Annotated in this window: 23 protein-coding genes and 2 pseudogenes; 14 read left to right on the top strand and 11 right to left on the bottom strand. The window is 44.0% G+C overall.

Annotation, left to right across the window (positions count from 1 at the left end):
• Window positions 1–185: 185 nt before the first annotated feature.
• Window positions 186–526 (top strand): annotated as a pseudogene (locus GCWU000325_RS07980) (transposase); the annotation flags it as partial.
• Between the two features lie 151 nt (window positions 527–677).
• On the opposite strand, the gene GCWU000325_RS07975 reads toward GCWU000325_RS07980, so the two are convergent.
• The gene (locus GCWU000325_RS07975; protein ID WP_006255863.1) at window positions 678–5171 is read right to left on the bottom strand and encodes a choice-of-anchor J domain-containing protein; all 4494 of its coding nucleotides are present in this window, start codon (window positions 5169–5171) and stop codon (window positions 678–680) included.
• 288 nt (window positions 5172–5459) lie between these two features.
• Here GCWU000325_RS07975 and GCWU000325_RS07970 point away from each other — a divergent pair, with 288 nt between their 5' ends.
• The 3 genes and pseudogenes from GCWU000325_RS07970 to GCWU000325_RS12415 form a co-directional block, all read left to right on the top strand.
• The gene (locus tag GCWU000325_RS07970) at window positions 5460–7217 is read left to right on the top strand and encodes an Omp28-related outer membrane protein (protein WP_169303831.1); all 1758 of its coding nucleotides are present in this window, start codon (window positions 5460–5462) and stop codon (window positions 7215–7217) included.
• Between the two features lie 356 nt (window positions 7218–7573).
• Window positions 7574–8659 carry an IS5 family transposase gene (locus GCWU000325_RS07965; protein ID WP_006255860.1) on the top strand — a complete coding sequence of 362 codons (1086 nt, stop codon included), beginning with the start codon at window positions 7574–7576 and terminating at the stop codon, window positions 8657–8659.
• A gap of 24 nt (window positions 8660–8683) precedes the next feature.
• Window positions 8684–8806 (top strand): annotated as a pseudogene (locus GCWU000325_RS12415) (DNA methylase); the annotation flags it as partial.
• A gap of 187 nt (window positions 8807–8993) precedes the next feature.
• On the opposite strand, the gene ndk reads toward GCWU000325_RS12415, so the two are convergent.
• The 6 genes from ndk to GCWU000325_RS07935 form a co-directional block, all read right to left on the bottom strand.
• Window positions 8994–9458: a nucleoside-diphosphate kinase gene (gene ndk / locus GCWU000325_RS07960; RefSeq protein ID WP_006255858.1), complete on the bottom strand. Its 465-nt coding sequence runs from the start codon at window positions 9456–9458 to the stop codon at window positions 8994–8996.
• 184 nt (window positions 9459–9642) lie between these two features.
• Entirely contained in the window at window positions 9643–9837 is a 195-nt protein-coding gene (locus GCWU000325_RS07955) for a hypothetical protein (RefSeq protein ID WP_006255857.1), read from the bottom strand.
• A gap of 135 nt (window positions 9838–9972) precedes the next feature.
• Window positions 9973–12186 (bottom strand): RelA/SpoT family protein, encoded by a 2214-nt coding sequence (locus GCWU000325_RS07950; RefSeq protein WP_006255856.1) that lies wholly within the window; start codon window positions 12184–12186, stop codon window positions 9973–9975.
• A gap of 13 nt (window positions 12187–12199) precedes the next feature.
• Window positions 12200–12973, bottom strand: coding sequence for an NAD(+) diphosphatase (nudC, locus tag GCWU000325_RS07945; protein WP_006255855.1), 774 nt, complete (start codon window positions 12971–12973; stop codon window positions 12200–12202).
• 95 nt (window positions 12974–13068) lie between these two features.
• The gene (locus tag GCWU000325_RS07940) at window positions 13069–14826 is read right to left on the bottom strand and encodes a phospho-sugar mutase (RefSeq protein ID WP_006255854.1); all 1758 of its coding nucleotides are present in this window, start codon (window positions 14824–14826) and stop codon (window positions 13069–13071) included.
• A 25-nt stretch (window positions 14827–14851) separates the two neighbouring features.
• Entirely contained in the window at window positions 14852–15232 is a 381-nt protein-coding gene (locus tag GCWU000325_RS07935) for a VOC family protein (protein ID WP_040599737.1), read from the bottom strand.
• An 829-nt stretch (window positions 15233–16061) separates the two neighbouring features.
• On the opposite strand from GCWU000325_RS07935, the gene GCWU000325_RS07930 reads away from it, so the two are divergent.
• A complete protein-coding gene (locus GCWU000325_RS07930; RefSeq protein ID WP_006255852.1) occupies window positions 16062–17318 on the top strand; it encodes a transposase in 1257 nt (418 codons plus the stop codon).
• Between the two features lie 206 nt (window positions 17319–17524).
• Here the strand turns inward: GCWU000325_RS07930 and GCWU000325_RS12265 are convergent, their stop codons facing one another.
• A complete protein-coding gene (locus GCWU000325_RS12265) occupies window positions 17525–17839 on the bottom strand; it encodes a hypothetical protein (RefSeq protein ID WP_182423484.1) in 315 nt (104 codons plus the stop codon).
• Between the two features lie 322 nt (window positions 17840–18161).
• Here GCWU000325_RS12265 and GCWU000325_RS11590 point away from each other — a divergent pair, with 322 nt between their 5' ends.
• The 9 genes from GCWU000325_RS11590 (at window position 18162) to GCWU000325_RS07885 (ending at window position 21840) form a co-directional block, all read left to right on the top strand.
• Window positions 18162–18377: a hypothetical protein gene (locus tag GCWU000325_RS11590; RefSeq protein ID WP_005790756.1), complete on the top strand. Its 216-nt coding sequence runs from the start codon at window positions 18162–18164 to the stop codon at window positions 18375–18377.
• 11 nt (window positions 18378–18388) lie between these two features.
• Window positions 18389–18610, top strand: coding sequence for a hypothetical protein (locus GCWU000325_RS07915; RefSeq protein ID WP_006255848.1), 222 nt, complete (start codon window positions 18389–18391; stop codon window positions 18608–18610).
• A 13-nt stretch (window positions 18611–18623) separates the two neighbouring features.
• On the top strand, window positions 18624–19040 hold the full coding sequence (locus tag GCWU000325_RS07910; RefSeq protein WP_006255847.1) for a PcfK-like family protein: 417 nt from the start codon (window positions 18624–18626) through the stop codon (window positions 19038–19040).
• Window positions 19037–20368 carry a PcfJ domain-containing protein gene (locus tag GCWU000325_RS07905; protein WP_006255846.1) on the top strand — a complete coding sequence of 444 codons (1332 nt, stop codon included), beginning with the start codon at window positions 19037–19039 and terminating at the stop codon, window positions 20366–20368. Before GCWU000325_RS07910 ends, GCWU000325_RS07905 begins: the two co-directional genes overlap by 4 nt.
• A 24-nt stretch (window positions 20369–20392) precedes the next feature.
• Complete coding sequence (locus GCWU000325_RS07900; RefSeq protein WP_006255845.1) at window positions 20393–20650, top strand: hypothetical protein; 258 nt, start codon at window positions 20393–20395, stop codon at window positions 20648–20650.
• 19 nt (window positions 20651–20669) lie between these two features.
• Window positions 20670–20900 carry a DUF3873 domain-containing protein gene (locus GCWU000325_RS11585; protein ID WP_083788002.1) on the top strand — a complete coding sequence of 77 codons (231 nt, stop codon included), beginning with the start codon at window positions 20670–20672 and terminating at the stop codon, window positions 20898–20900.
• On the top strand, window positions 20897–21142 hold the full coding sequence (locus GCWU000325_RS07895; protein ID WP_006255843.1) for a DUF6956 domain-containing protein: 246 nt from the start codon (window positions 20897–20899) through the stop codon (window positions 21140–21142). Before GCWU000325_RS11585 ends, GCWU000325_RS07895 begins: the two co-directional genes overlap by 4 nt.
• 53 nt (window positions 21143–21195) lie before the next feature.
• Entirely contained in the window at window positions 21196–21504 is a 309-nt protein-coding gene (locus GCWU000325_RS07890) for a hypothetical protein (protein WP_040599733.1), read from the top strand.
• A gap of 114 nt (window positions 21505–21618) precedes the next feature.
• Entirely contained in the window at window positions 21619–21840 is a 222-nt protein-coding gene (locus tag GCWU000325_RS07885) for a DUF7688 family protein (protein ID WP_004371739.1), read from the top strand.
• 51 nt (window positions 21841–21891) lie between these two features.
• Here the strand turns inward: GCWU000325_RS07885 and GCWU000325_RS07880 are convergent, their stop codons facing one another.
• The 3 genes from GCWU000325_RS07880 to GCWU000325_RS07870 are packed head-to-tail and all read right to left on the bottom strand — an operon-like array spanning window position 21892 to window position 23817.
• Complete coding sequence (locus GCWU000325_RS07880; protein ID WP_006255839.1) at window positions 21892–22419, bottom strand: glycoside hydrolase family protein; 528 nt, start codon at window positions 22417–22419, stop codon at window positions 21892–21894.
• Window positions 22416–22919: a DUF3872 domain-containing protein gene (locus GCWU000325_RS07875; protein ID WP_006255838.1), complete on the bottom strand. Its 504-nt coding sequence runs from the start codon at window positions 22917–22919 to the stop codon at window positions 22416–22418. Before GCWU000325_RS07875 ends, GCWU000325_RS07880 begins: the two co-directional genes overlap by 4 nt.
• 13 nt (window positions 22920–22932) lie before the next feature.
• Window positions 22933–23817: a toprim domain-containing protein gene (locus GCWU000325_RS07870; protein WP_006255837.1), complete on the bottom strand. Its 885-nt coding sequence runs from the start codon at window positions 23815–23817 to the stop codon at window positions 22933–22935.
• Window positions 23818–23822 lie beyond the last annotated feature (5 nt).

Below are 23822 nucleotides of genomic sequence, written 5' to 3'. Positions count from 1 at the left end.
CAATTTTATGATCTGAGAATAGAGCGGCTGTCCGCTAAAATGTGTACTTTTACCCATGGTTAAATGTTTTTTTGTCGAATACAAATTAACCATTAAGGGCTGACTTTACAAAACGAAATCAGCCCTTTACTTTTTGCCCTCTCCAAAAGAACGGCATATCAATCAAAAAACTTTTATCGGACAGCAATAATATCAAACAGGAACTCTTCGAGAGTCTGTTCAGTCAAGGTGTTCAACTCGTGCATTGTCTTAAAGCAAAGATGAAGAATAAACTTATGCCTATGTGGGACAAGATTATGCTGAGAAAAAGATATATCATCGAGTACATGAATGAGCTTCTTAAGAACAACGCGAACTTTGTACACTCACGACACCGCTCGATACATAACTTTATCATGAATTCATTTTTTGCCCTTACGGCATATTGCTTTTTGGAGATAAACCGAATGGACTGTTTGTATATGTAGATAAATCAAGCCAGTTTGAACTATTTGAATACTATAATTATCCTGAACTAGCATATTAATTGTACTGAGACACATTTTTTACTCCTTTCAGATTTAGAAGATGTCAACTTATTCAGTACACTACAACTCAATACACTATATTTTAGTAGAAATAAAAGAGATGCAACCAAGATTTGATTGCATCTCCTATCATTTTTCGTCACCTATAATTTATGGTACTAAAACGTTATACACTTTATTGCCAACTTTCACAACATAGGTATTTCGCATCATCGGAATCAACAAGTTTTGCTGGCCGCTACCAGAGAAGACTTGCTTACCATTTGTAGCAAATACTGCAACTTCTTGACCACTAGAATTACTTATGACTATGTGTCCAGGGATCGTGCGAACAATTGTTTCAGCCTTTGCATTATCTTTTAATGAAGTAACGGCAGAAACACTATTGGACATTCTAGATTCACCTTCATCATAAATAACTGTCACAGTATAGTTGTGATTACCCTTATCGGCCGTATTATCTTTGAATATAGTCGTCTGAGCATCTACAGTAGCGATATTTTGGCCATCACGATAGATATTGAAACCAATAATAGTGCCAACGCCAGACTCGTATGTGATATCATCAAGCATAAGCATTTGCTGGAACTTAGAAGTTACGCGAATTGCGAAGTATTTAGTTCCTTCAGGCAGTTCAACTTGATACTCTTTCCACTTATTCCGAATCTTATTTTCTGTCATCAGAACATTATTGAGAGAAGCAGTATCGGCAGTTGTCTTAGAGCAACGAACCTCTATACTTTCGTAACCATCAAAAGATTTTGCCCAGAAACGAATAGTTTGCTTCTTTCCAGAGAGAGACGGTGATATTAACCAACCATTATTTCCCTTAGCAGAATAGTTTGTAATAGAGGCCAAGAATTGCTTGCCGGAATGCGGAGTGCACCAACGAGATAGATCATATTCTGTAATCTCAGATGGATTGAAAACGATGAAGGGGAAAGGCTCGCCAGCATGCGGGAATGTAAAGTCTTCCCAAACACCAGTCTTACGTTCACGATCACCTTCTATAGTCCAAGGCGACAGGTCCTTAATTTCAAAGGCTTTGAAGCCCTCAAAGTCTTCAGTTGTTTCACTAATCTTAGTGTCAGGAGCAGTCCAAGTTAAAGTGACAATATCTCCAGCTTCATCTACGTGGCCAGTCAAATCATTGATAGCTGGAAGGTCAGAAGCCTTCAGATTTATATCAAGTGTCTGAGACGTATTATCAGCCTTATCCATATCCTTGTCAAAAACAACTACAGCTTTCAACTTAGACACTTCCGGATCTGTAACTTTAGACTTATAAAGCATTGTAAAGGTCTTACTTGCTTCTGGAGCAAGCGTCTCACCTCTAAGTGTGGCTACAATTTTATTATTAGCGTAGAGGTCTATAGTATAATCGTCAGCCACCTTATCACCAATATTACGAACAGTTACCAAACATTGTGCTGATTGTCCTGCCGTTACTTGTTTTGGTGCTACCAAATGAGCATCAAGATTATAATCAAAGTTGTTACGCACATTGATATCATCTATCAAAATTGCAGTTGCTTTTTGATTATTATCTATTCCACGCAGAGTAAGAATTATAAATCTCGAGCCTTTGAAGTTGTTCAGATCTACTTTCTTTATTCTCCATCCTTCGTCGCCTTCTAATTTTTTATAGTTGATTGTTGAGACAACTTGAGGAGCATTTCCATCCTTACTAATTTCAACCTGGATAACATTATCTTTACCAGGAACGGCATAATAAGAGAAGAGCAAGGTAGGATTGTTAGCCTGGGCTAAATCAATTTTTCCAGAGCTAATGCTTGCTGACTCTCCGTTCTTATCTGCTAAGAACTTTAAGCAACCACCATCGTTATCTGAAGAAGTTTCATTAACAATCTCAATGTTGTTTTTGCCATCCTTACCTCTCGTCCAAAAGCCATTCTCGATATTGCCATCTGGGAATCCTTCGTGGAATGGTAAAGTATAAGGAGACCCTGCAATAATCCACGGGGAGCGACCAATTTTACTTTCTCCAACGCTAGAACTTGCTTTGAGCAAGAAGTAGAATAAGGATTGTTCACCGGTTTGTGGAACATCGGTAATATCAAGAGAACGCTCAGTTACACCTGTTCTGAAAGTAGATACAGACTCACCCTGTACAGAGAATACGTTATAAGTTAATTCACTTTCATCAACGTAACCATCATTCACGCCTTTAATACCTGGAGAATCCCAAGATAACAGCGCTGTTCCATCAAAGTTGTCAACAAGCTTAATATTTTGTGGCGCACGCGGCAAATCATAGCCAATGTAAACATCTCTTTCAACAACTCGCCCTGCACCGCTTGCATTACTTACAACTACAGTATATTTATTAAATCCATTCGCAATATCGTCAGACTTATCCTTATAGGTAAGCATAGCTCCCTTTGCGGGATTCTCTATCGTATGAATGAGTTTGCCATTGCGAAGAATTTCTACCTTCGTAAGAGTTCCCACATCTTTACCTTTAAGATCCTTCGTTGGTGTACGGAACTTCAACTCTGCAGACAAGTCGCCTTCAGCCCCTGCAGTCAAAGTATAATCTGTAATAGAATCTGGTGCAGAATATCTAGGTCCTTCAGTAACAATTATCTTATGTAAGAACAAATAACCTTGATTACTTGGACTCGTAGCGTGGAAAGCAAAGTTGTAAATACTATCCTTTTCAACAGACACTAAAGTGGAAAGAGTCACCGCATCAGGACCATGGAATGAAGTATCAGGAACGATCACCTTGTAGCTATCATTAATAACTGTTCCATTTCCTAATGAAGCAGAAATACGTTCAGTATTAAGCTTATTCGTAGACTGAACTACGAATGAGAAGAAGTACTGTCTATCGTTATTCAAATGAATTGGTGGAGAAATCAACCAATCATCAGCATCTCTAACCGTATTGAATTGGTTATAGACCATATTGTCCACCTTATTCATCACCCAAGTGCGACCATCTTTATTTGCATCGAATACTGTAAATAAATCAAAGGCTGGCTGTCCATCAAACTCTTCAACATAAGGAGCTTCAAGCGGATCACCAACAAGCACCTTATTAGATACAATTTCCTCACCGGTATACCCCTCATTAACAGCGCTAACCTTATAGTAATATGCCGTCAGTGTCTGGGGGGTAATTTCTTCTGAGAAAGTAGTGCCAACGTGCGAATCTGCAACAACAACTTCATCTGGATAACGCACAATCTTATAACGCAAATCAGACGGATTTACATAACCGCCATTTTTACCCTTCGTTGGAGCAGTCCAAGTCAAAGTCACTTTGCTCTTAGTGTCTAAGGTCAACTTAATACCTTCTGGTTGGAGAGGAATATCTCTTCCTATCCACTTCTTTTCTACTGTTCGCTTGCTCTCTCCTGCATTATTTTTTACAAAGATCACAAATGGAGTTTTTCCTCCTACTACAGTTACATTCTCATTAACAATTGCACCTGGCGCCGCAGTTCCAGTTTTTAGAGTATCTCCGTCAACTAAGATAAAGTATTCTAGATTCTCAGAAAGAGCAGAGTTGTCTACAGCTTTAGTCGGCAACTTAAATTTAACAGCGCCCGTTGTAGAAGCGTCAGTAAAATTCAACTCAATGTCTGAGACGACTTGTGGAGCCTTTTTATCTACAGTTTGAGGAATGTAAAGGCAAACCAACTGCTCGTTATCAGGGAATTCCTTTATTTCGGTTGCTTGTCCTGTATTGACATTAACTTCGTAAAGGACATTGTTTTCTTCCGAATCTGAAGCCGAAGCCCAATACAATTTATTGGTTTTGAAATCAAAAGCAGCACTCTGATAGTAAGCACCAATTGTAACGCCCGTATTGCCTATTTTTGTTTGAGCGCCAGTCTTCTTATCAATACGATATAAATCTGCATTTCTATCAATACCAAATAAGCGGCCATATTTGTCGGCGGCCATTACCAAGAACGTTAAATCAGTAGGACAAAGCACTTCTCTTTCTGCTTTATCATAATCTACCGTACCGATTGTCAGCCCTTTCAAGTCGCTTGTATAGAAGCAGCCATAAACTTTACCGGAAGTTTGATCGTATGTTGCAGAAACAGCTATCATAGCATTATCTCTCAGATCATCATACTTTACAACTTTCCAAGTATTTACATCATATTCATAATACGATGCAAAAATAGCACCATAGAGCTGTGTAAAGTGCACGAAGTGGAAACGGTCATTATAAAAGGCACCACCGCCATTTGCGTTGATGTTCGAAGATTGCTTCAAGACCTCTTTGGTCATACTAGGCACAGAGAACGAATAAACCCCATAGGGATACTGGGAAGACGATGTATATTGTGACCAAGATGCAGCAGATACGAGATTTCCCCACATTGTAAAGCTTGCTGCTTCATCTTTTGGCGAACGATACTTTGGTGTCCCCAAAATACTACCAGGAGTTTTAAACGGATTACGACCGGTAGGCTTTGCCGTAAGTAGCAAAGGATAATCCTTCCTAATGTCGTTAGGTGGAATAGAAAGTTTCTCACTTTCTTTCATCATTTTGGGGAGTTTATCACCCCCAGTTTTAAACCGGGATTGCGCATGCAATCCTCCTTCAATGGTCAATGTGGCCATAAGACCGACCATTAGTGCTAAGGTTTTCTTACGCATAGATCTTATGTATCAAGAGTTTTATAAAAAGATTAGGCAGTCGCAAATGTAGATGTTTGTTTCTTAAAACGCAAATTTTTAGCGATAAAAAATAAAAATCAATAGAAAAGTTGTAAGTTATCTGGGAATATCTATATATTTGCAACAAATAAATTTTCGCTCTCTTTTAGGGCTGATACGCAGGAGTTGCGCTTATTCACAATCTCCAGTACATTTTTTTCAACAATAGATGTAGATAAACAAGTAATGATCAATAACCAAACATATCTAACTTTAAATTACGCGATAATGAGAAGATTCGTACTTTCAATGCTGGCCCTATTGGCTATGCAAAGCGTGAGTTCACAAGACAGGCTAAACGTAGGCTACAGTTATGGGCAAGTTGCAACACAAAGCAACTATGAAGTGTCCGGAAAAACGTGGGTCGACGCTGCCATTTATTTGCCTCCCACAAAAATAAAAATGTATAAAGGGAGTCGAATTGTAGAAATTGATGCAGGCTTAGCAAGTCGAGTAAACATTGACAGCCTTCGTGTATGGATTAGAACCTCTTTAACCGGACCAAATCTCGTAGAAAAGAGCTTATCCAAAGAGGATAATCCAAAAATCATACGCGGATGGAATAAAATCCAGCTTGACCAGCCCTATGAAATTAACAGCGAGGAAGGACTTTATATAGGTTATTCCTTTAAGCAACGCGACAAAACTAAAGCGACAGCCGTAATTGATGAACCGCAAAAAGATGCTTTTTGGCTACGACTCGGCTCCACATCTACTTGGCAGGATAAATCTGCTGAAGGTGCTTTAAGCCTTGAAGCAGTATTTGAGGGCGACAAACTTCCTCAATATGATTTAGGTCTTGTTTCTGCTGTTGCGGTACCAGAATTAGCATCCAACACTATTAAGATCACAGCTAAAGTACGCAATTATGCTGTAAAGACAATCCAAGGTTTCACTTTGTCTACAAGTCTTCCTGATGGCAGTCTGCAAGTAAGCAATCAGTTTGATAATGCTCTTGCTTCCAATGGCTCTACTGAAGTAACTTACAGTATCCCCGACGTAAATGATGCCGGCATTAAGCAACCAATAGAAATCAAGATCTCTGCTTTAAAGAACGGTACGGATGAAAATGAAGCCAACAATATGCAAGTGCCCTCTTATTCTTTTACGCACAAAGTACTCGTAGAGGAATTTACAACAGAACAATGCCCCAACTGCCCTCGTGTATCTAATTATTTACATGAAATATTGAGCGAACCTAAGTATAAGGACAATGTCATTGCCGTTTGCCATCACTCTGGTTATCATACTGATTGGTTGACGCAAGAATGTGACAATGGTTTGCTGTTCTTGTACAATTTGGGCGGCTCTACTTTCGCACCCGGCGTAATGTTCGACCGCTACCCATTCTTCTCGAAAAATGGAGCCCAAACCGCAGTAGTCTCACCAGACAAGCAAGAACTCATCACTTACATAGAGAAGCGTTTAGCAGAGAAAGCACGTGCTTCTTTGAATCTACGCGGATATTATGATGAAAACGCGCATAAGCTAAACATTGAAGCACGAGGTAAACGCAGCGAAGACTTCTCTAAGACTCCGGCTCGCTTGACTGTGTATCTGTTAGAGGACAATATTAAAGCGAACAAGCAAGCGGGTGCACCCACCTTCACGCATCAACACGTAATTCGTGCTTTCAATAGCACTTGGGGTGATGTAGTAGAATGGGAAAACAACCGCTTTTTGAATACTTACTCTTTCCAAGTTGACGACAGCTGGAAGAAGAGTAATATGTACATCGTCGCGTTCATTGGTGACTATGATAGTACAAATCCGGCAAATTGCGTGATTGAAAATGCAGAAAGCATATCCTTTAATGCTTTAGTTGCCAATATTGAGCAAACCACGACAAGCAAAGTCGTAACTCGCGATTACTATACAATCAATGGTGTAAAGACTGCTGAAGACAAGTTAACGAAAGGAGTCTACATCATACGTACAACGACATCTGACGGCCGAGTTTCTTCTCAGAAAGTCTTGATCCCGTAAAGATTTATTGGATAAGTTTTTAACAAACTTCTAACGAAAAAGAGTCTTATGCCTTTATGCAGCGTGAGACTCTTTTCTTTTTGCCTCGAAGAAAAGACTTACAATATCGTAGGACAAGAAGAATGAGAAGTTGCGCCCAAAAACGTATAGATTAAGCTGCGTATATGAAATACTATAGCTTGATTAAATTTTCTCTCATCGTGGAAGGAAAAATGTACCTTCACGATGAAACGTTTGTACTTCCACGGAGGGAGACCTTTGCACAGCGATTGGTGTGTATTTTGTTTGTTAATTCATTGTATAATAGGAAGTTATTTCGTATATTTGAGCATTAAAAACAGCATAATACTCCTCCCATGGCATACCAATCCAAGAATACCGATGAGCATGTAACATTTGCAGACGCACTCCTTTCAAAGCGTTATCGCAAAGCACAAAACGACTTCCTCAATCAGGTTGACACGCTTATCGATTGGCGTCCGATCAGGACGCTGATCAACAAGAAATACACGAAGCGACAAAATGCCATCGGCGCACCGGCTTATGACGTGATTCTCTTATTCAAGATGTTGCTTTTGGAGACATGGTACAACCTCAGTGATTGTGCTTTGGAGGAGCGCATCAATGATTCGATCACCTTTTCCCGATTCCTGGGGCTGAAGATGGAAGAGGTATCTCCCGACCACAGCACCATCAGTCGATTTCGTTCGGCACTGACAGAGTTGGGTCTCATGGACAAACTGTTGGCGCAGTTTAACAAACAACTTTCGCGCCATCATATTTCGGTAAGGGAAGGGGTGCTTGTCGATGCAAGCCTTGTGGAGACGCCACATAAACCCAACGGAAGCATTACGATTGAAGTTGCAGACGACAGAGAAGACAATCGGAGCGAGGAGGAAAAAGAGGCAGAGGAGGATTATCAAAAACAGGTTGTCCGTCAACGTAAAGGGACGGATGAAGAAGCCCGTTGGGTTTACAAACAAAAGCGTTATCACTACGGATACAAAAAGCATTGTCTGACCAATGTTCAAGGCATTGTTCAAAAGGTGATAACGACTGCAGCGAACCGCAGTGACACGAAGGAGTTTATTCCGCTATTGCAGGGTGCAAACATACCTCAAGGCACAGCCGTCTTGGCGGACAAAGGATATGCTTGCGGGGAAAATCGTTCCTACCTGCAAACCCATCACCTTCAAGACGGCATTATGCACAAGGCACAACGCAACAGGGCATTGACCGAGGAAGAGAAGCAACGAAACAAAGCAATCAGTCCGATACGGAGCACCATCGAACGCACCTTTGGCAGTATTCGCCGGTGGTTTCATGGCGGACGATGTCGATACCGGGGACTTGCCAAGACCCATACTCAAAACATTCTTGAAAGCATCGCCTTTAATTTATACAGAACCCCGGGGATAATTATGTCCTCATTTGTAGGATAAGGCATAACCACCCTTGAGGAGCTCGTGCAAGCAGCTCCTCAAAGGGGGATTTACAACTACTTTCACTCCTTACTGCCACCCCTTTCACTCGCTCCTTTTATGCCAAGAACTCCTCTTTACTACACCTCCTTATTTTGCAAAGGTCTCGGAGGGACATTTGTGCCATCACGATGGTATATTCACCCTGTCAAAGCTGATCAGCCGAAAATCAAATTCCGAGCAATAAAAATAAATTCAGAAAACAAAAAGATTGGGAGCGATACTCCCAATCTTAGGCACTAATCGAGGAGAAAATCAGAGAAAGAGAATATAATCCCCTTCCCTATCGCCTGATTTAATATTCATCGTTGGCATATAGATAGTCGAACGTAGCCGGATGCCAATCATACAACTCCTCAGGCCGGAAAAAACGCTTGATTTCTATTGTTGCCGTTTCGTGAGAGTCACTGGTATGTACAATGTTTTCTTGGCAACTCATGCAATAATTACCACGAATGGTGCCTGCCGGTGCATTGCGCCCATTCGTAGGCCCGGCTAAAGCGTGCACAGCTGTAACCGCCTCAACGCCTTCTAAGCACATTGCGATAATAGGTGCGGCCTCCATAGAGCTTTTCACGCGCTGAAAAAATGGACGTTGCGCCAAGTGTGCATAATGTTCGTTCAAGATGGCATCATCCAACTGCATCATTTTCATACCACAAAGGTGCAAACCTTTCTTTTCAAAAATACTGATTATTTCTCCGACCAATCCTCGCTGTAAAGTGCAAGGCTTGAGTAGGACAAGTGTACGTTCCATCATTTGTTTAGCTATTTATGTTTTGTGTAGAATAAGCCTATTGACTTCGACAAAAGTACAATAAAATCCCAATAAAAAGGTTTTATTTCCGTTAAAAGAAATCATCCGGAGGATTATTGATGCTTTCTTTCCATTCGTTTCACGCTGCTCCTTCAGAGCTGAATCAAAGGCTACCCCAGCCTATTGGTTAATCCCTTATCAACAGTTGGAAAGCAGCACGTGCTTCATCTGCTTTATCAGCCGTAAAGGCCTCTTCATTTTCTTGAAGCCATTTATCAAAAGCTTCTAATGCTAAACGGCGCATAGCTGCTCGGCCGGCGCGATAGCCGCTTTGATAGTTGTGATAAGGTAAGATATTTCTATTATAATTTCCGTCTGCCATAATTTTCTTTGTATACTAAGAGACCGCATATCAGTCTTTTTCCGTTCAATATTCAGTAGCCCTCTTGCCATCCTCAACCTTTCAATGCACTAACCGGTACCGAGCGCACAGAAACAAGCAGGTAAGGAAAGCAATTCAAGTACGAGATATAGCCTTAACGCCCTTTACAATCTTCAATTTTTTGATTAGGGTATTCAGCACTCTATTATCGTTGACCAATAGCGTCAAGATGCCGACAAAAAGCCCGTCCTTAGCCTCTATCTTAATAGATCGTAGACCTACAGCTTCCTCTTTACTAATGATGGAAGTCAGATTATTGACTACGCCTAAATCGTCATTGCCTATCACTCTTAAAGTAATCGGATACCTACTTGTGCCCTTTCCGGCCCATCGCGCTTGCACGATACGATAAGGATAGCGCGCCTTCATTTCTGCTGCGTTGGGGCAGGACGTTCTATGGATTTTGATACCGCCATTAACGGTCACGAAACCAAAAACTTGGTCTCCATAAACGGGGCTACAGCATTTAGCCATTTCAAAATCAAGCCCTTTAAGATCCTGCCCTATCATTAAAACGTCATCGGTCGAATTAAAATCTTGAAGAGGGGATTCAACTTGATTAAACTCCTCTGCACTTCGAACCGCAGGAAGTTCGCTGTGGGTATTTTCTCTATTGTAGATGGCTATATATTGGTCAATGATCTCGTTAGTATCCAGCGTTTCATCGGCCACAGCCTTATAAAATTCGTTGGTTTCTTTATAGCCTAACTTGATAATCAAATGATTCCAGATACTTTCGACCCATTCTATCTTTCTATTACGAAATTTTCGCTCAAAAGTTTCTTTGGCAATATTACCATCTGCGGAAATACGATCGTTGAGTGCAGCTCTAATCTTGGCTTTAGAGCGTGGAGAGACGACGTAATCCAGCCACTCTAATTTTGGCGTCTGAGATGATGAGGTAATTATCTCTACTTTCTGCCCACTTTCCAAGCGTTGGCGAAACGAAACATTCTTTCCATTGATTTTTCCTCCTACACAACGATTGCCTAAACCGGTGTGAATATGATAGGCAAAGTCTAATACGCTTGCGCCAACGGGAAGTTTATATAAATCTCCCTTAGGACTAAAGACGTAAACTGCACTCTTCTCCAACTTACTTCCGAGATTCTCCGAAAGCGACTGCTCATCGCCACGCTCTAAAGCACTCCGGATATTAGCCAGCCAAGAATCGATATTCCCATCCCCACCCTTGATGCCCTTATAACGCCAATGGGCAGCCAGTCCATGCTCTGCCGTTTCATCCATACGTTGAGAGCGAATCTGCACTTCAACCCATTTTTCTTTTGGGCCCAGTACCGTGATGTGCAAACTCTCGTATCCGTTGCTTTTAGGTACAGTAAGCCAATCGCGTAAGCGCTTTAAATTGGACTCATATTCATAGGTTATCAGCGAAAAGACTTTCCAACAAAGTGCTTTTTCCTCTTCAATGGGCGCATCAATGATTACTCTGATTGCAAAGAGATCATATACGCCTTCAAAGGCGCAATGCTGCTTCTGCATCTTCTTCCAAATGGAATGAATACTCTTAGTGCGGCCCTTTATTTTATATTGTAATCCTTCTGCATCTAGTTTTTCTCGAAGCGGGGCAATAAAGCGTTCGACGTATGCATCGCGCGCAGTTTTGGTAGCATTGAGTTTGTCTTTAATATGATAGTAGGCGTCGTGCTCCAGATACTTTAAGGATAAATCTTCCAGCTCACTTTTAATCGTATACAGACCCAATTTGTGCGCCAAAGGGGCATAGATGTAGGCTGCTTCGATAGAAAGCTTCTGCTGTGCTTCCTTAAATGGCGTATCTTTGATCTGTCGCATCCTGATAACGCAATCAACAATAAGCAACAAGATAACGCGCATATCTCCGCATTGAGAAACGAAAAGATTACGGAAATCATCGCTTTCCATCGCCGCAACTTTTGTAGAAAGTAAGCGTTCAGCACTCATGTAAGAGGAAAGCGGGCGGCAGAGACTTTCTCCAAACAGTCGTTGGGCGCGCTGTAATTGTTCAGGAGTAATCACTACGGCGTGGAGCAAGCAAGAAAGTAAACTATCACCGTGTAGTCCGATTTCGTTGACCGTCTCAAGAATCGTAGCTAAAGCGGTATTGAGACGATTTAGCCCTAAATCATCGTGCAGAGAAAATCCTTCAGCCAATTCTCGCTCAATGAACGTTTGCATTCTTCGGCGAAGGGTAAATGGCAAATCGTAGTGAGCAGCACGAAGAGCCTTACGATACAATATGAGAAAGGCCCTTCTTTCTTCTGCAGTAAATCTTCCTTGTTGCTCCATAAGATCTCAAGTGTTAAAGGTGTATAGAAAAAGAACGTAACCAATCATCTATTAGTATGCGCGCCAAACTCATTGGCCCAGGAATTTCAGGTAAAGCGTCGTATCTATACCATCCGCCCTTTCTAAGTTCGGATCGCTGCAAACAAAGTTCTCCACTATCATATTCCGCTTTGAAGCCGACCATCAGACCTGAGGGATAAGGCCAAGGTTGACTGGCAAAATAAGAGAGATTCTTAATCTTTAATCCTGTCTCTTCCAACACTTCGCGGTGTACGCACTCTTCTAAAGATTCTCCAGTCTCAACAAAACCAGCCACTAACCCCATATAATTGGCTGTAAAATTTCGGCTCTGAATCAAAAGAATCTCTTCGCCTCGCGTAATCGCAACGATAATGGCCGTAGCTAAAGAGGGCCAAATCTCTTTTCCACAATTAATGCAGCGTTTTGAGATTGTGGTGTGGAATTTCATTGGGGATCCACATACGCCACAAAACTTAGTCGTAGTATCCCAATACTGTAATTCTCGTGCCTTGCCTGCCATTAGGTACTCTTCAAAAGGAAGATGATAATAGCTTTGCCGCAAAGGCATCATTGTGAAGGAGGCTTGTGTAATAGGTGTAGAGATTTGAACGGAGAAGCAAGGCCTTCCATTTAATTCTGGTAGAGTTATAACAGTTTGCCATACCTCTAAATGAAGCGGACAAGTCTTAGCTATAGGTAAGCGCTTCTCCTCTGTCAACAAAATAGTGTCGCTACAAAATATAAACCAATAAGCCTCTTTCTCCATTGATCATAATCAGGTTAAGCGTGAAACATTAAAGACATGCCGCCTACCATAAAAAGTAAGGCAGGCGGCATATATAATATATAGGTCGAACTGACTTAGTTTTTCTCTAGTTCACGCATAATCATCTCGACCTTTTCACCAGCATCGGCGCAAGCTCCTTTATAGCAATTAGCACATCCGATCTCACCCCGCACTTCTACATAGAACTTAATCTTGGGTTCAGTACCTGAAGGGCGAACGCTAACTTTCGTGCCATCTTCTGTATACCATTGAAGAACATTACTTGACTGCAGCATAGAGATCGCTGTCTCGTTGCCATCTCCATCGTAGGCCTTCAACAATTGGAAGTCTTTTGTCAAAATGACTTTGCTACCACCCAACTCTTTTGGTCTGTTGGTGCGGAAGTTTTCCATCATTGCCTTAATTTCTTCTGCTCCAGACTTACCAGGCTTAACAATATTAACTGCTTTATTGTATGAGAAGCCATACTCTAAATAGATGTCCATTAAAACATCGTACAACGTCTTACCTTGATCTTTCGCCCAAGCACAGATCTCAGCTAACAAAGAGCAAGCTGAAACAGCATCTTTATCGCGAACAAAGTCTTCAGCCATAAAGCCATAGCTCTCTTCGCCACCACCAATATACTTCAAGCTTCCTTGATCTTCCTCCAAATGAACCATACGAGCGATCCATTTAAAGCCAGTATAGACGTCGAATAGTTTGATGTTGTTCTTCTTTGCTATTTCTGCAATTAACTCTGTCGTAACAATCGTCTTTACAATAAACTCATTGCCCTTCATCAAACCTTGTGCAATGCGATTCTTGATAATATAGTATAAGAAAAGCATACAGGTTTGGTTACCATTAATTAATACCCACTCGCCTTTATCGTCTTTGCAAGCCATACCGACACGGTCTGCATCGGGATCAGAGGCCATTACAATATCTCCGTCGATCTTCTTAGCTAAATTAATCGCCATCTCAAGCGCTTCACCATTTTCCGGATTCGGACTTACGACTGTTGGGAAGTCGCCCGACTCAACCATTTGCTCCGGCACAGTATGCACGTTCTCAAATCCCCATAGCTTCAACGACTCCGGAATAAGAATCTTTCCGGTTCCGTGAATAGGCGTGTAAACGATTGAAAGATCTTTCTGACGTTTGATAACTTCAGGATCAATGGACAATGTGTGAATCTTCTGCAAGAACTCTCGGTCAATCTCCTCGCCAATAATTTGAATCAAATCGTTATTGCCTTTGAACTTGATATCCTCAACGCCTACTTTTCCCACTTCTTCTATAATGCCAATATCGTGCGGTGGCAACACTTGTGCACCATCATCCCAATAAGCTTTATAACCATTATACTCTTTAGGGTTATGACTGGCCGTCAGAATAACGCCGGCCTGACATCCTAAATGGCGGATAGCAAAAGAAATCTCAGGCGTCGGACGCATTGCATCAAAGAGATATGCTTTTATGCCATTGGCAGAGAAAATTTGGGCAGCAGTCTCGGCAAACAAGCGACTGTTATTACGGCAGTCGTGACCGATAGCCACAGATATTTCATTTCTGTCTTTAAAGTGCTGCAATAGATAATTAGCCATACCTTGCGTTGCAGCTCCAACCGTGTAAATGTTCATACGGTTCGTACCCGGCCCCATAATGCCGCGTAGGCCGGAAGTACCAAACTCTAATGTTCTATAAAAAGCATCTATCAATTCGGATTTATCCGGATTCTCTAGCATTTTACGTACAGATGCCTGTGTCTTCTCATCGTAAAGCGGTGAAGTCGTCCATACTTTTGCTTTCTCTTCACACTCACGAATTAATACGCTTTGGTTCTCCATAACAACTATGTTTAATTAAATGATTTTATTGTTCCGAGGGTAGTATTTCTATCCAGTAACCATCCGGATCTTTGATAAAATACAAGCCCATCTCTTCGTTTTCAAAACAGACATACCCGCGTTCTTTGTGGAATGCACGTGTAGCCTCATAATCTCCGGGCACACGACAGCACAAATGAAATTCGCATTCACCAAGATTATATGCTTCGGGATGATCACGTAACCAAGTCAACTCTAACCTAAAAGTTGATAAACCGTCACCTAAATATACTATCTTAAATGTACCATCCGGACCGTTTATCTCTCCAACTGGCTTTAAACCTAATGCATCTTTATAGAATTGTAAAGAGCGCTCTAAGTCTGTTACATTAAAATTAAAATGGTCAAATCGTCCGTTTACTTCCATATAGTCATAGTTCTTTGTCATCGCAAAAATACAAATATTTTTTGTTTTAAGCCCCTCATTACGCTAAATTCCTTTCAGCATATTGAACAGTTTATCCTAAAAAAGACTTTTCCTTTTCTTTATAGATAATTTTAGCGACAAACAAACGAAGTTTTCTAAATCAGAATAAAAGTGCACAATCATTCTCCAATGAGCTAAAAATTAGACCTGTGGGCGCAATGGTTATTGTAAACATCATAAAGTGATCTTACTGTGTGCCCCACCCCTATGTATAAATCGCAAAGGCTCTTGTTTTCTTTGTTCTCTCCTGATCAGCTCACATTCAAACCGAAGCGTTGATTGTTTGGCTACAACAAACCATTGTTTGGTACCAGCAAACGATAGTTTGACTCCGGCAAACCATAGTTTGGTGCCAGGAAGTTACGAAAAGAGTGTAATTTATTGGAAATGAGCGTAGGTTAATCGCTCTTGATAGTAATAGGTTACGATTTAGTTAGTTATCTACTGCATTATCCTTCTGCGCGTTGCGTAACCTTCAAAGAACTCTTCGTATGCAAAAGTAGCTATTTAATCCGAGATTTTGATATAAACTCCCGGATTTTTTTATCCCCTCATTCATAACAATGATTCGTTAAAAATTTAACAATTATATAAATTTCAATTACTTACGCATACAATAGCCCGTTTTCGGGTCGCTTTACAGCATCTCGCAGACGGCATAGAACAAAGCCGAAAAAAGTGTTAAAAAAGATGAAAATAACGCTTGAAAAATTTGGATAAGTGCTTGATTTTCAGTAACTTAGAGTTACCACACTTTAGGTTACAAGACATGAAAATCAAGCCCCTTATCCAGCTCAGAGAGATGATTTCGAAAGCCCTCTCCGGCCAGGCAAATTTAAGCAAATCTTTTCAATCTTTCTTCATCGAGACCATGGAACTTATACTCACACATACAGGACGACTCAACTTCACCCAGATGGCGAGGTGCGGTCGTTCGTGCGAAAGCAGGTTCCGTCAGAACTTCAGGAAGTCTTTCGACTGGCTGTCGTTCAACCGGTCGTTCCTGGAATCGACAAAGGGACATCGCATTGCAATAGCCATCGATCCTTGCTATATCTCCAAGTCCGGCAAGAAGACTCCAGGCATCGACTGGTTCTGGTCCGGTTGTGCAGCTGCTATGAAGAAGGGTCTCGAGATACTTGGCATATCCATCGTTGACGCCGATGCCAAGGACTCGGTCTTCCTCAAGGCAGAACAGACCTTCACAGACAAGAAGCGAGGACGAAAACCTGACTGCACCAAGGGGATGAAAGATCCCGACTCCCTCACCGGATGGTATCTGAGGATGCTCAACCGCAACTGCAAACAGTTGCTGTCTATATGCAAGCTCATAGTTGCAGACGCATACTTCTCGAAAGAGAGCTTTGTGTCAGGAGTGAAGTCTCTGGGCTTCAATCTCATAAGTCGCTTCCGTGATGATGTCAACCTCAAGTACCTGTACTCAGGTCCAAAGACTGGCAAACGTGGCCGTCCTCAGAAGTTTGCAGGTAAGGTTGATGTCAACAATCTTGACATGAACGTCTTCTCGGAGGACTATACTGCCGAAGGCAAACTCGTATACAAGATGTACACGGCTGTCGTATGGGCTGTGAGCCTTGGATGTGAAGTTCGAGTCGTCTTGGTTGACTACGAGGATGCAGAAAAGAAGCGTCAGACCCGAAAGGTCTTCTTCTCAACCGACACCGCAATGTCAGCCCGCGACATCTTCGACATCTACCGGACACGTTTCCAGCTGGAGTTCGTCTTCCGCGATGCCAAGCAGTTCACCGGGCTCACACACTGTCAGGCGAGAAACAAAGAAGCTCTGTCGTTTGCCTTCAACGCCTCGCTCACTTCCGTCAACCTCGCCAGGGCATTTGCCCGTCAGCAAGGGATGGCCCTCTCGGTCGGTTCAACCAAAACACTGCTGCACAACGCTGCAATGGTGGATCGATTTATTGCAATGTCCGGAAAATCTCCGAACATGCGATTAAATAACACTGATTTCAAAGAACTTTTATTCTACGGCGTTCGCGCCGCGGTGTAACTTTTATAAAATTAACGAACTATTGTCATAAGATTTTTCCGTAAAAGCGGTTTTGTCCGTCGGAACACCATTGCCCAAAACGGGTTTGAGCAAACGTGTGCCGACTACCGCATAGCCGTAGAAAAAGGCACAGCCTCACGCCTAAACGATGTTTAGACTGATGATGCTGTGCCTCTTTCTTTTTGCGCCTATGCCAAGAGGTGCTTTTACGGGGTTTCAGATGATTTTTCTTTTTTCGTTGTTCCTTTTGCCGGAAGCGGAAAGTGAATGCAGAGTGCGTCAGCCTGCCCCATGAATGAAACAGTCGGCCGCACACAGCCGGACAAACCGGGAAGAATGCTTGTTGCCACCCGGCTGAACAAGTTCCGTCGGATTGGAAACAAGCATACTTCCTTTGTCGGGGGGGTGCCCTTTTCACGCTTCCGGTGAAGTTTTTTTTCTTTCAGACGGTTTCCTCTTTTTACGGATTTTCTCCTGAAGTTTTTTCTACCCAATCTGCCTCTGTTTTCGTTTACCTCCATTTTTGCGCCTTTCAGTGAGCCGCATCAGTCAGTCATTTCCGTTCTGGGCGCAAAGGTAATTCCGGGATTGGACGGGAAAGCAAGGTCAAGCCTCCTGTTTTCGGTAAAAATCTCCAGCCCTGCGGGTAGTATTTTGACCGAAAAACCTTGCATTCCCTAATCCCTACCTTTTCAAGCACCCGAAACGAAAACGACCGATGCGACAGAAAGACGCATAAAAAAAATGTCGGATAAACGAGAGGCAGATACGATAGTTTGAAACTCAACTCCCTCAGCTCTTGAATCCGCATAAAAAACAAAAAAAATCAAAAACAGCGAAGATATGACAGCAACGGCAAATTTCAGACAAGTGGCGCAATACATCGGGTTGGCGATATGCGGCTTGATGATGCGCACCGCCTTCGGGGTGTTCGGCATCCTTTGGGGCATCATCAGAGAGATTGTAAACGGAGTGTTCCGAGTGGCGATAGGTGTAATCGTGGCTATCCTTTCCACCATTGCCTTCTTCGGCTTCATCCTTTGGTTATTCACCCTTTAACCCTTACCGACATGGCAAAGAGAAACAGCAAGACGGTAGCGCAGCAGTGCAGGTACTACGAGGTGGACAACATTTTCGAGTATATGGTGGAAACGTACATCAACGGCAATTTCAGCACATTCCGAAGATTGTACCACGAACTGAACAAGGACGCACGGAGGGATTTCATGGATTTCCTTCTCAGCGAGGTAGAGCCGACCTATTGGAGAGAGATACTGAAACAGACAATCTAAAAACGACAGCGACATGAAAGGAACAGACCATTTCAAGAGAACGATACAGATGTACTTGGAACAGCGTGCGGAGGAAGATGTGCTTTTTGCGAAGAAGTACCGCAACCCTGCCAAGAACATAGACGAGTGCGTGACCCACATTCTGAACTATGTGCAGAAAAGCGGTTGCAGCGGCTTCACGGACGGAGAGATATTCGGGCAAGCCATCCACTACTATGAGGAAAACGAGATAGAGGTGGGCAAACCTATGAACTGCCAAGTGGTGGTGAATCATGTTGTGGAACTCACGGAAGAGGAAAAGGCGGAGGCACGTCAGAATGCAGTCCGCAGATACCAAGAGGAGGAACTCCGCAAGTTGCAGAACCGCAACAGACCGTCAGCGAGACAAGTAACCCAACCCCAACCCTCATTATTTGATTTAGGCTTATGAAACCGAAGACCAAGATACAGAAAGAGGTGGCAAGACTTTCAGCCAACCTCCGCCCCATATCAACGACACAAATTAAATGGGCATACCGCCACTGCATTGAACATATCGGCTACCGCACCAAGAAAGGGAACATCACCTGCTCCGACTGCGGTCACGAGTGGCACAGTGACAGTGGACTATGCGACACCCTTGAAGGTTGCACCTGCCCCCAATGCCATGCCAAACTCAAAGTGCAGGACACACGCAAACGTATCTACAAGGAAACGCAGTATTTCAGCGTGATAACCACCTGCAAAGGCTATCAGGTAATCCGTGTGGCGCAGGTCAGATGCGAGAGTAGGAAAGGCGAGCCGATGCAATTCTACTGCCACGAGGTTGTACAGCGTTGGATTTCACCCGACGGTAAGGTTACGGACATGGCGTTGCTCCGTGGCTTCACATTTTATTACTGCGATGTATGGGCATTGTGCAGCGCGATGGAGATAAGACCGCACAACAGCCTATACGATGATGTTGTGGCAAGAAGCTGTGCGTATCCTAAGATGAGGGTATTACCCCAACTCAGACGCAACGGCTTCAAGGGCGATTTCCACAGCATTTCCCCCGTGCGTCTTTTCAAAGCCTTGCTTTCAGACCCAAGAATTGAAACCCTTATGAAAGGCGGTGAGATTGAGGTCATGAAACACTTTCTTTTCAATGCCCGTACTGCCGATGAATGCTGGGCATCATATCTGATTGCCAAGCGTCACAAGTATCGGATAGACAACTTTTCCATGTGGTGCGACTATCTGCGTATGCTCAACAAACTCGGTCAAGACCTCCGCAACCCGAAGAACATCTGCCCCGAAGATTTCATGGCGGCACACGACAACGCAACCCGAAAGATTGAAGCCATACACGAGAAGGAACGAGCCGAGCAACGCCGCCGCTGGGAGATTGAAAGGCGTGAGCGTGAGCAACAGCGGCAACTGCAAAGGGAAAAAGATGCGGAGGATTTTATCGCCAACAAATCCAAATTCTTCGGATTGGTAATCACTGACGAGGAAATAATCATCAAGGTGCTTGAAAGTATAGACGAGTATTACAGCGAGGGCAAGGCACAGAACATCTGCGTGTTTGGCAGTGAATATTACAAGAAAGCCGACACCCTCATACTCTCGGCAAGGATTGGCGGTGAGATAATTGAAACCGTAGAGGTGGATTTGCGGACACTCAAGGTGGTGCAGTGCCACGGCAAGTACAACCAAGACACCGAACACCACGACCGCATCATCGCCCTTGTGAACAAGAACGCCAACCTTATCCGCGAACGGATGAAAGCGGCATAGCATCAACCCTAAGACAACGATAATATGGAAGTAAGAATTGAAAGTATGATTTGTGTGTGGGATGATAAAATCCCTGCCTTGTTCATTGAATTTGTAAATCTCCTCACTCTCACAACGAGTGAGGATGGATTGAGAAGGAGTGTGAAGGAATTTGCCGAAAAGCACGAACTTGACAAGTTTTTCCTTTACGGCTTCGGCTCACACCATTTCTACCTGCATCAACGCTACACGAGCAACCCCGAAATGGTGATGAAGAACAGAGTTCTGTCAGTACATTTTTAATCATCTAAAAAGCAACATTATGGCAACACGAATGACCATCAACGGAGTAAGCACCTGTACGGAAGCAGGTACGGAGAAATATGAGCGTTTCCAATCGGGTATCGGCAGACGCAAGCGGACACTTGTGCAGTACGACTATCGCCACACGGACGGAGAACTGTTCGCTTGTGTCAAACCCACTTTGGACGAGTGCCGAACCGCAAGGGACAAGTGGCTGAACGCAAAGCAGGGAAAGGAGGGCAACCGATGAACACGACCTATCAAACGCTGATAGTCAAATTCAGCGAACCTATCACGACATTGGACGGTATCTTTGACGATGCCCAAGCGTGGGGAACGGACACCCTCAAAGGGTGGATAGATGATTACGAAAGCACACGTTTCACCGCCACCGACAGCCATACGGCAGTCATCACGAGCGAGTATAATATGGACTGTGTGAAAGAGTGGCTGCAACGACAGACACCCATTGCCGAGATGCGAGAATTTTGAATAAATTGGCGGTGCGGACACCGCCAACACTTAAAACCCTAAAAACAAAGGATATGATAGCCAAGACGATATTACAACAGATAGGCGGAAGACGCTTCACCGTCATGACGGGAAGCCGTGACTTCATAGATATGGGCAACGGCTTACGGATGAGCCTTACAAGGAACAAGACAAGTGCCAACCGCCTTGACATCATCTATGATGCGGGGGTAGACCTCTACAATATGCGGTTCTACCGCAGGACATTCAGCAAAAAGACGTTCGAGTGCAAGGAAAAGGACATTGCCGTACACGAGGGCATCTATTTTGATATGCTGGAAGAAATGTTCACGATGGTGACGGGACTTTACACACGCTTTTGAGTGGCGGCGAGAGCCGCCCTACTTTCTTTCGGTGAGCATGATGGCGGATAAAGAAAGTAGCAAAGAAACCTCTGTGCCAATCTGCGATATTATTCACAAAAACAAGTTTTTATTATGGAAACAATCAGGCAGGACGGAAAAATCATCTTGCACGGCAACGACGGCATAAGCATAAAGATGATTTTCAAAAACCTTACGGGAAAGAATTTTCAAGGTAGGGAGTATGCGGACTATATCCGTCACATAGCAATCGGGAGCATGGGATTTACACCCGGCAGCATCGAATTTTGCAGGGATGGTGACGTGATAGATACGGGTACAATCCCGAATGTATGAAAAGCGGAAAATCCGATGAAGTTGGCGGCTTCATCGGATTTTCGTTTACAGTCACGGGATATACAGCAGCGCAAACTCCGCCTTTCTCCGTTTGAGCAGCATGGCGTGGCGTTTTCCCTTGTAGTTGCAGAAGGCGATATACTCCCGGTAGATATTCCTGTCGCCCGCCTCCAGCTTTCGGATCAGCGAGCTTTTGGGTATCTTTCCGCTCCCCCAAAGCCGGTATGGTCCGACATTGTAGGCAAGCGTGGCAAGTAAAAGACTGTCCTTTCCGAACTGCCGGAACATCATGCAGAACTTCCGCAAGTCTTTCCGCAGAAGCACGTCCGCCTGCCGCTTCGTCATGGTGCGTGCAGAATACCTTTCGCCCGGCAAAATTTTGTGCCCCCAACCCACGTATGGGTAGTGCTTTTCCAAATGCCAGCCCTCAAAATACTTCGTGCAGCGCACCGCCCGCTCGAAAAGTGGCAGCCGGTAGATTGCCATCTGCCCGTCCGTTCCCTCTTGGCGGCTGATCCGTGCTGACACGGAACAGACCGCCAGAAGCGAACAGAGCATTGTCATGAATACACGCATCATTTCAACAAGGGTCTGAAGTTGCTGATGGGAACGATGGTCAAGCCGTCATCCTTTACATTCCGGTTGTTGAAGTCAAATTCCAGCTCGAAGGAGTTGCCGAAGTTGTCCTCCACCACCACGATGAAGTTATGCGCCTCGTCACCCTCCGCCGTATAGTACAGACGGAACTTCCCGTTCTCCAGCAGGTAGCGGTCGTTGGGCAGGAAGGTGATGCCGTTATCCATTTTCAACTTTCCTTCCCCCTCAAACTGGAAATAGCGGATGGTGTAAAGCGTGTTAGCGAAGTCGCCCTCCTTTTTCAGTTCACAGCGGATTTCCACCGTCTGCCCCTTCGTCACCTTGTTCGGCACGGGCATGACCTCCACCGTGAAGGGATAGGACTGTTGAATGTCCATGTCGTCGTCGCACGACACGAAGGTGAATGACACGGCGGCTATCAGGCATAACGCCACCGCCTTGAAGATGTTTGTTCTCTTGTTTCTGTTGTTCAGTATGTTCATTATTTTTCGATTTTTAGATGGTTGTTTTTTTATTTTTCGTTGTCAGTTGCAGGTACTCGTTCAAGTCCTTGCAACCGTCATAGAGGGAGGAACGGTCGGTGACACGCTCCCCATATCGCTTGGTGAGTGCGTCAAGCGTCCGCCGTCCGGCTTCGTCACGGTCGAGGAAACAGCCGATGCGCCCGTAGCCGTCCAGCAATCCCGCCACCTTCTCCACGTTGGCGACGGAGTTCAGCACAAGGCAGTCAGCGTTACCGGTTACGCCAAGCGTCACCGCAGAAAGGAAGTCCATGAAGCCCTCGAACACGAAGCACTCGCCAGCCGGGATGTCCGTTGCTTTCACCAAAGACACATCTTTGGGCGGTATGCACCCCTTGAAATAGCGGCTCCGGATTTCAAAGCCACCTACCAAGTTTGGGAAACCGACGGCAAAATACCGTTTCCCACGCACACCGTAGTTCAGACGGCAGCAGTGGCGGGATGCGACAGCGTAAGGTATGCACCGTTCCGCCAAATACTCCGTCAGCGGTGAGCGAAACAGCGGAGCGACCTCCACATCCTCAAAGACGGGTTCAATCGGCTTGGGGAAATAGACGGGCTTTTCCCATTCGGCAACCGTCATATTGGCGGTTTCCGCTATGAACTTCGCCTGCGTCCTAAAGTCGCCGCTTTGCAGAAACTCCCCGGCAAGCGTGAAGATGTCGCCGCCTTTGCCCAAGCCGAAGTCATACCAGAGCTGTTTCGCCACGTTCACACGGAAAGAGGGTGTGCGCTCGCCCCTATACGGGGCGATATACCACAGCTCGTTACCGCTCCTTCTGGCAGGCTCATGCCCCAACCGTGCGAGAAAATCCGCAAGCGGTATCTGTCTTATAGCGTCTATCTCCGTCCGTTCCATGCCCT

This window comes from Alloprevotella tannerae ATCC 51259 (assembly GCF_000159995.1).
GTDB classification, from domain to species: Bacteria; Bacteroidota; Bacteroidia; order Bacteroidales; family Bacteroidaceae; genus Alloprevotella; species Alloprevotella tannerae.
The sequence above is the reverse complement of the archived record's forward strand: the minus strand, read 5'-3'. Positions and strand labels throughout refer to the sequence as shown.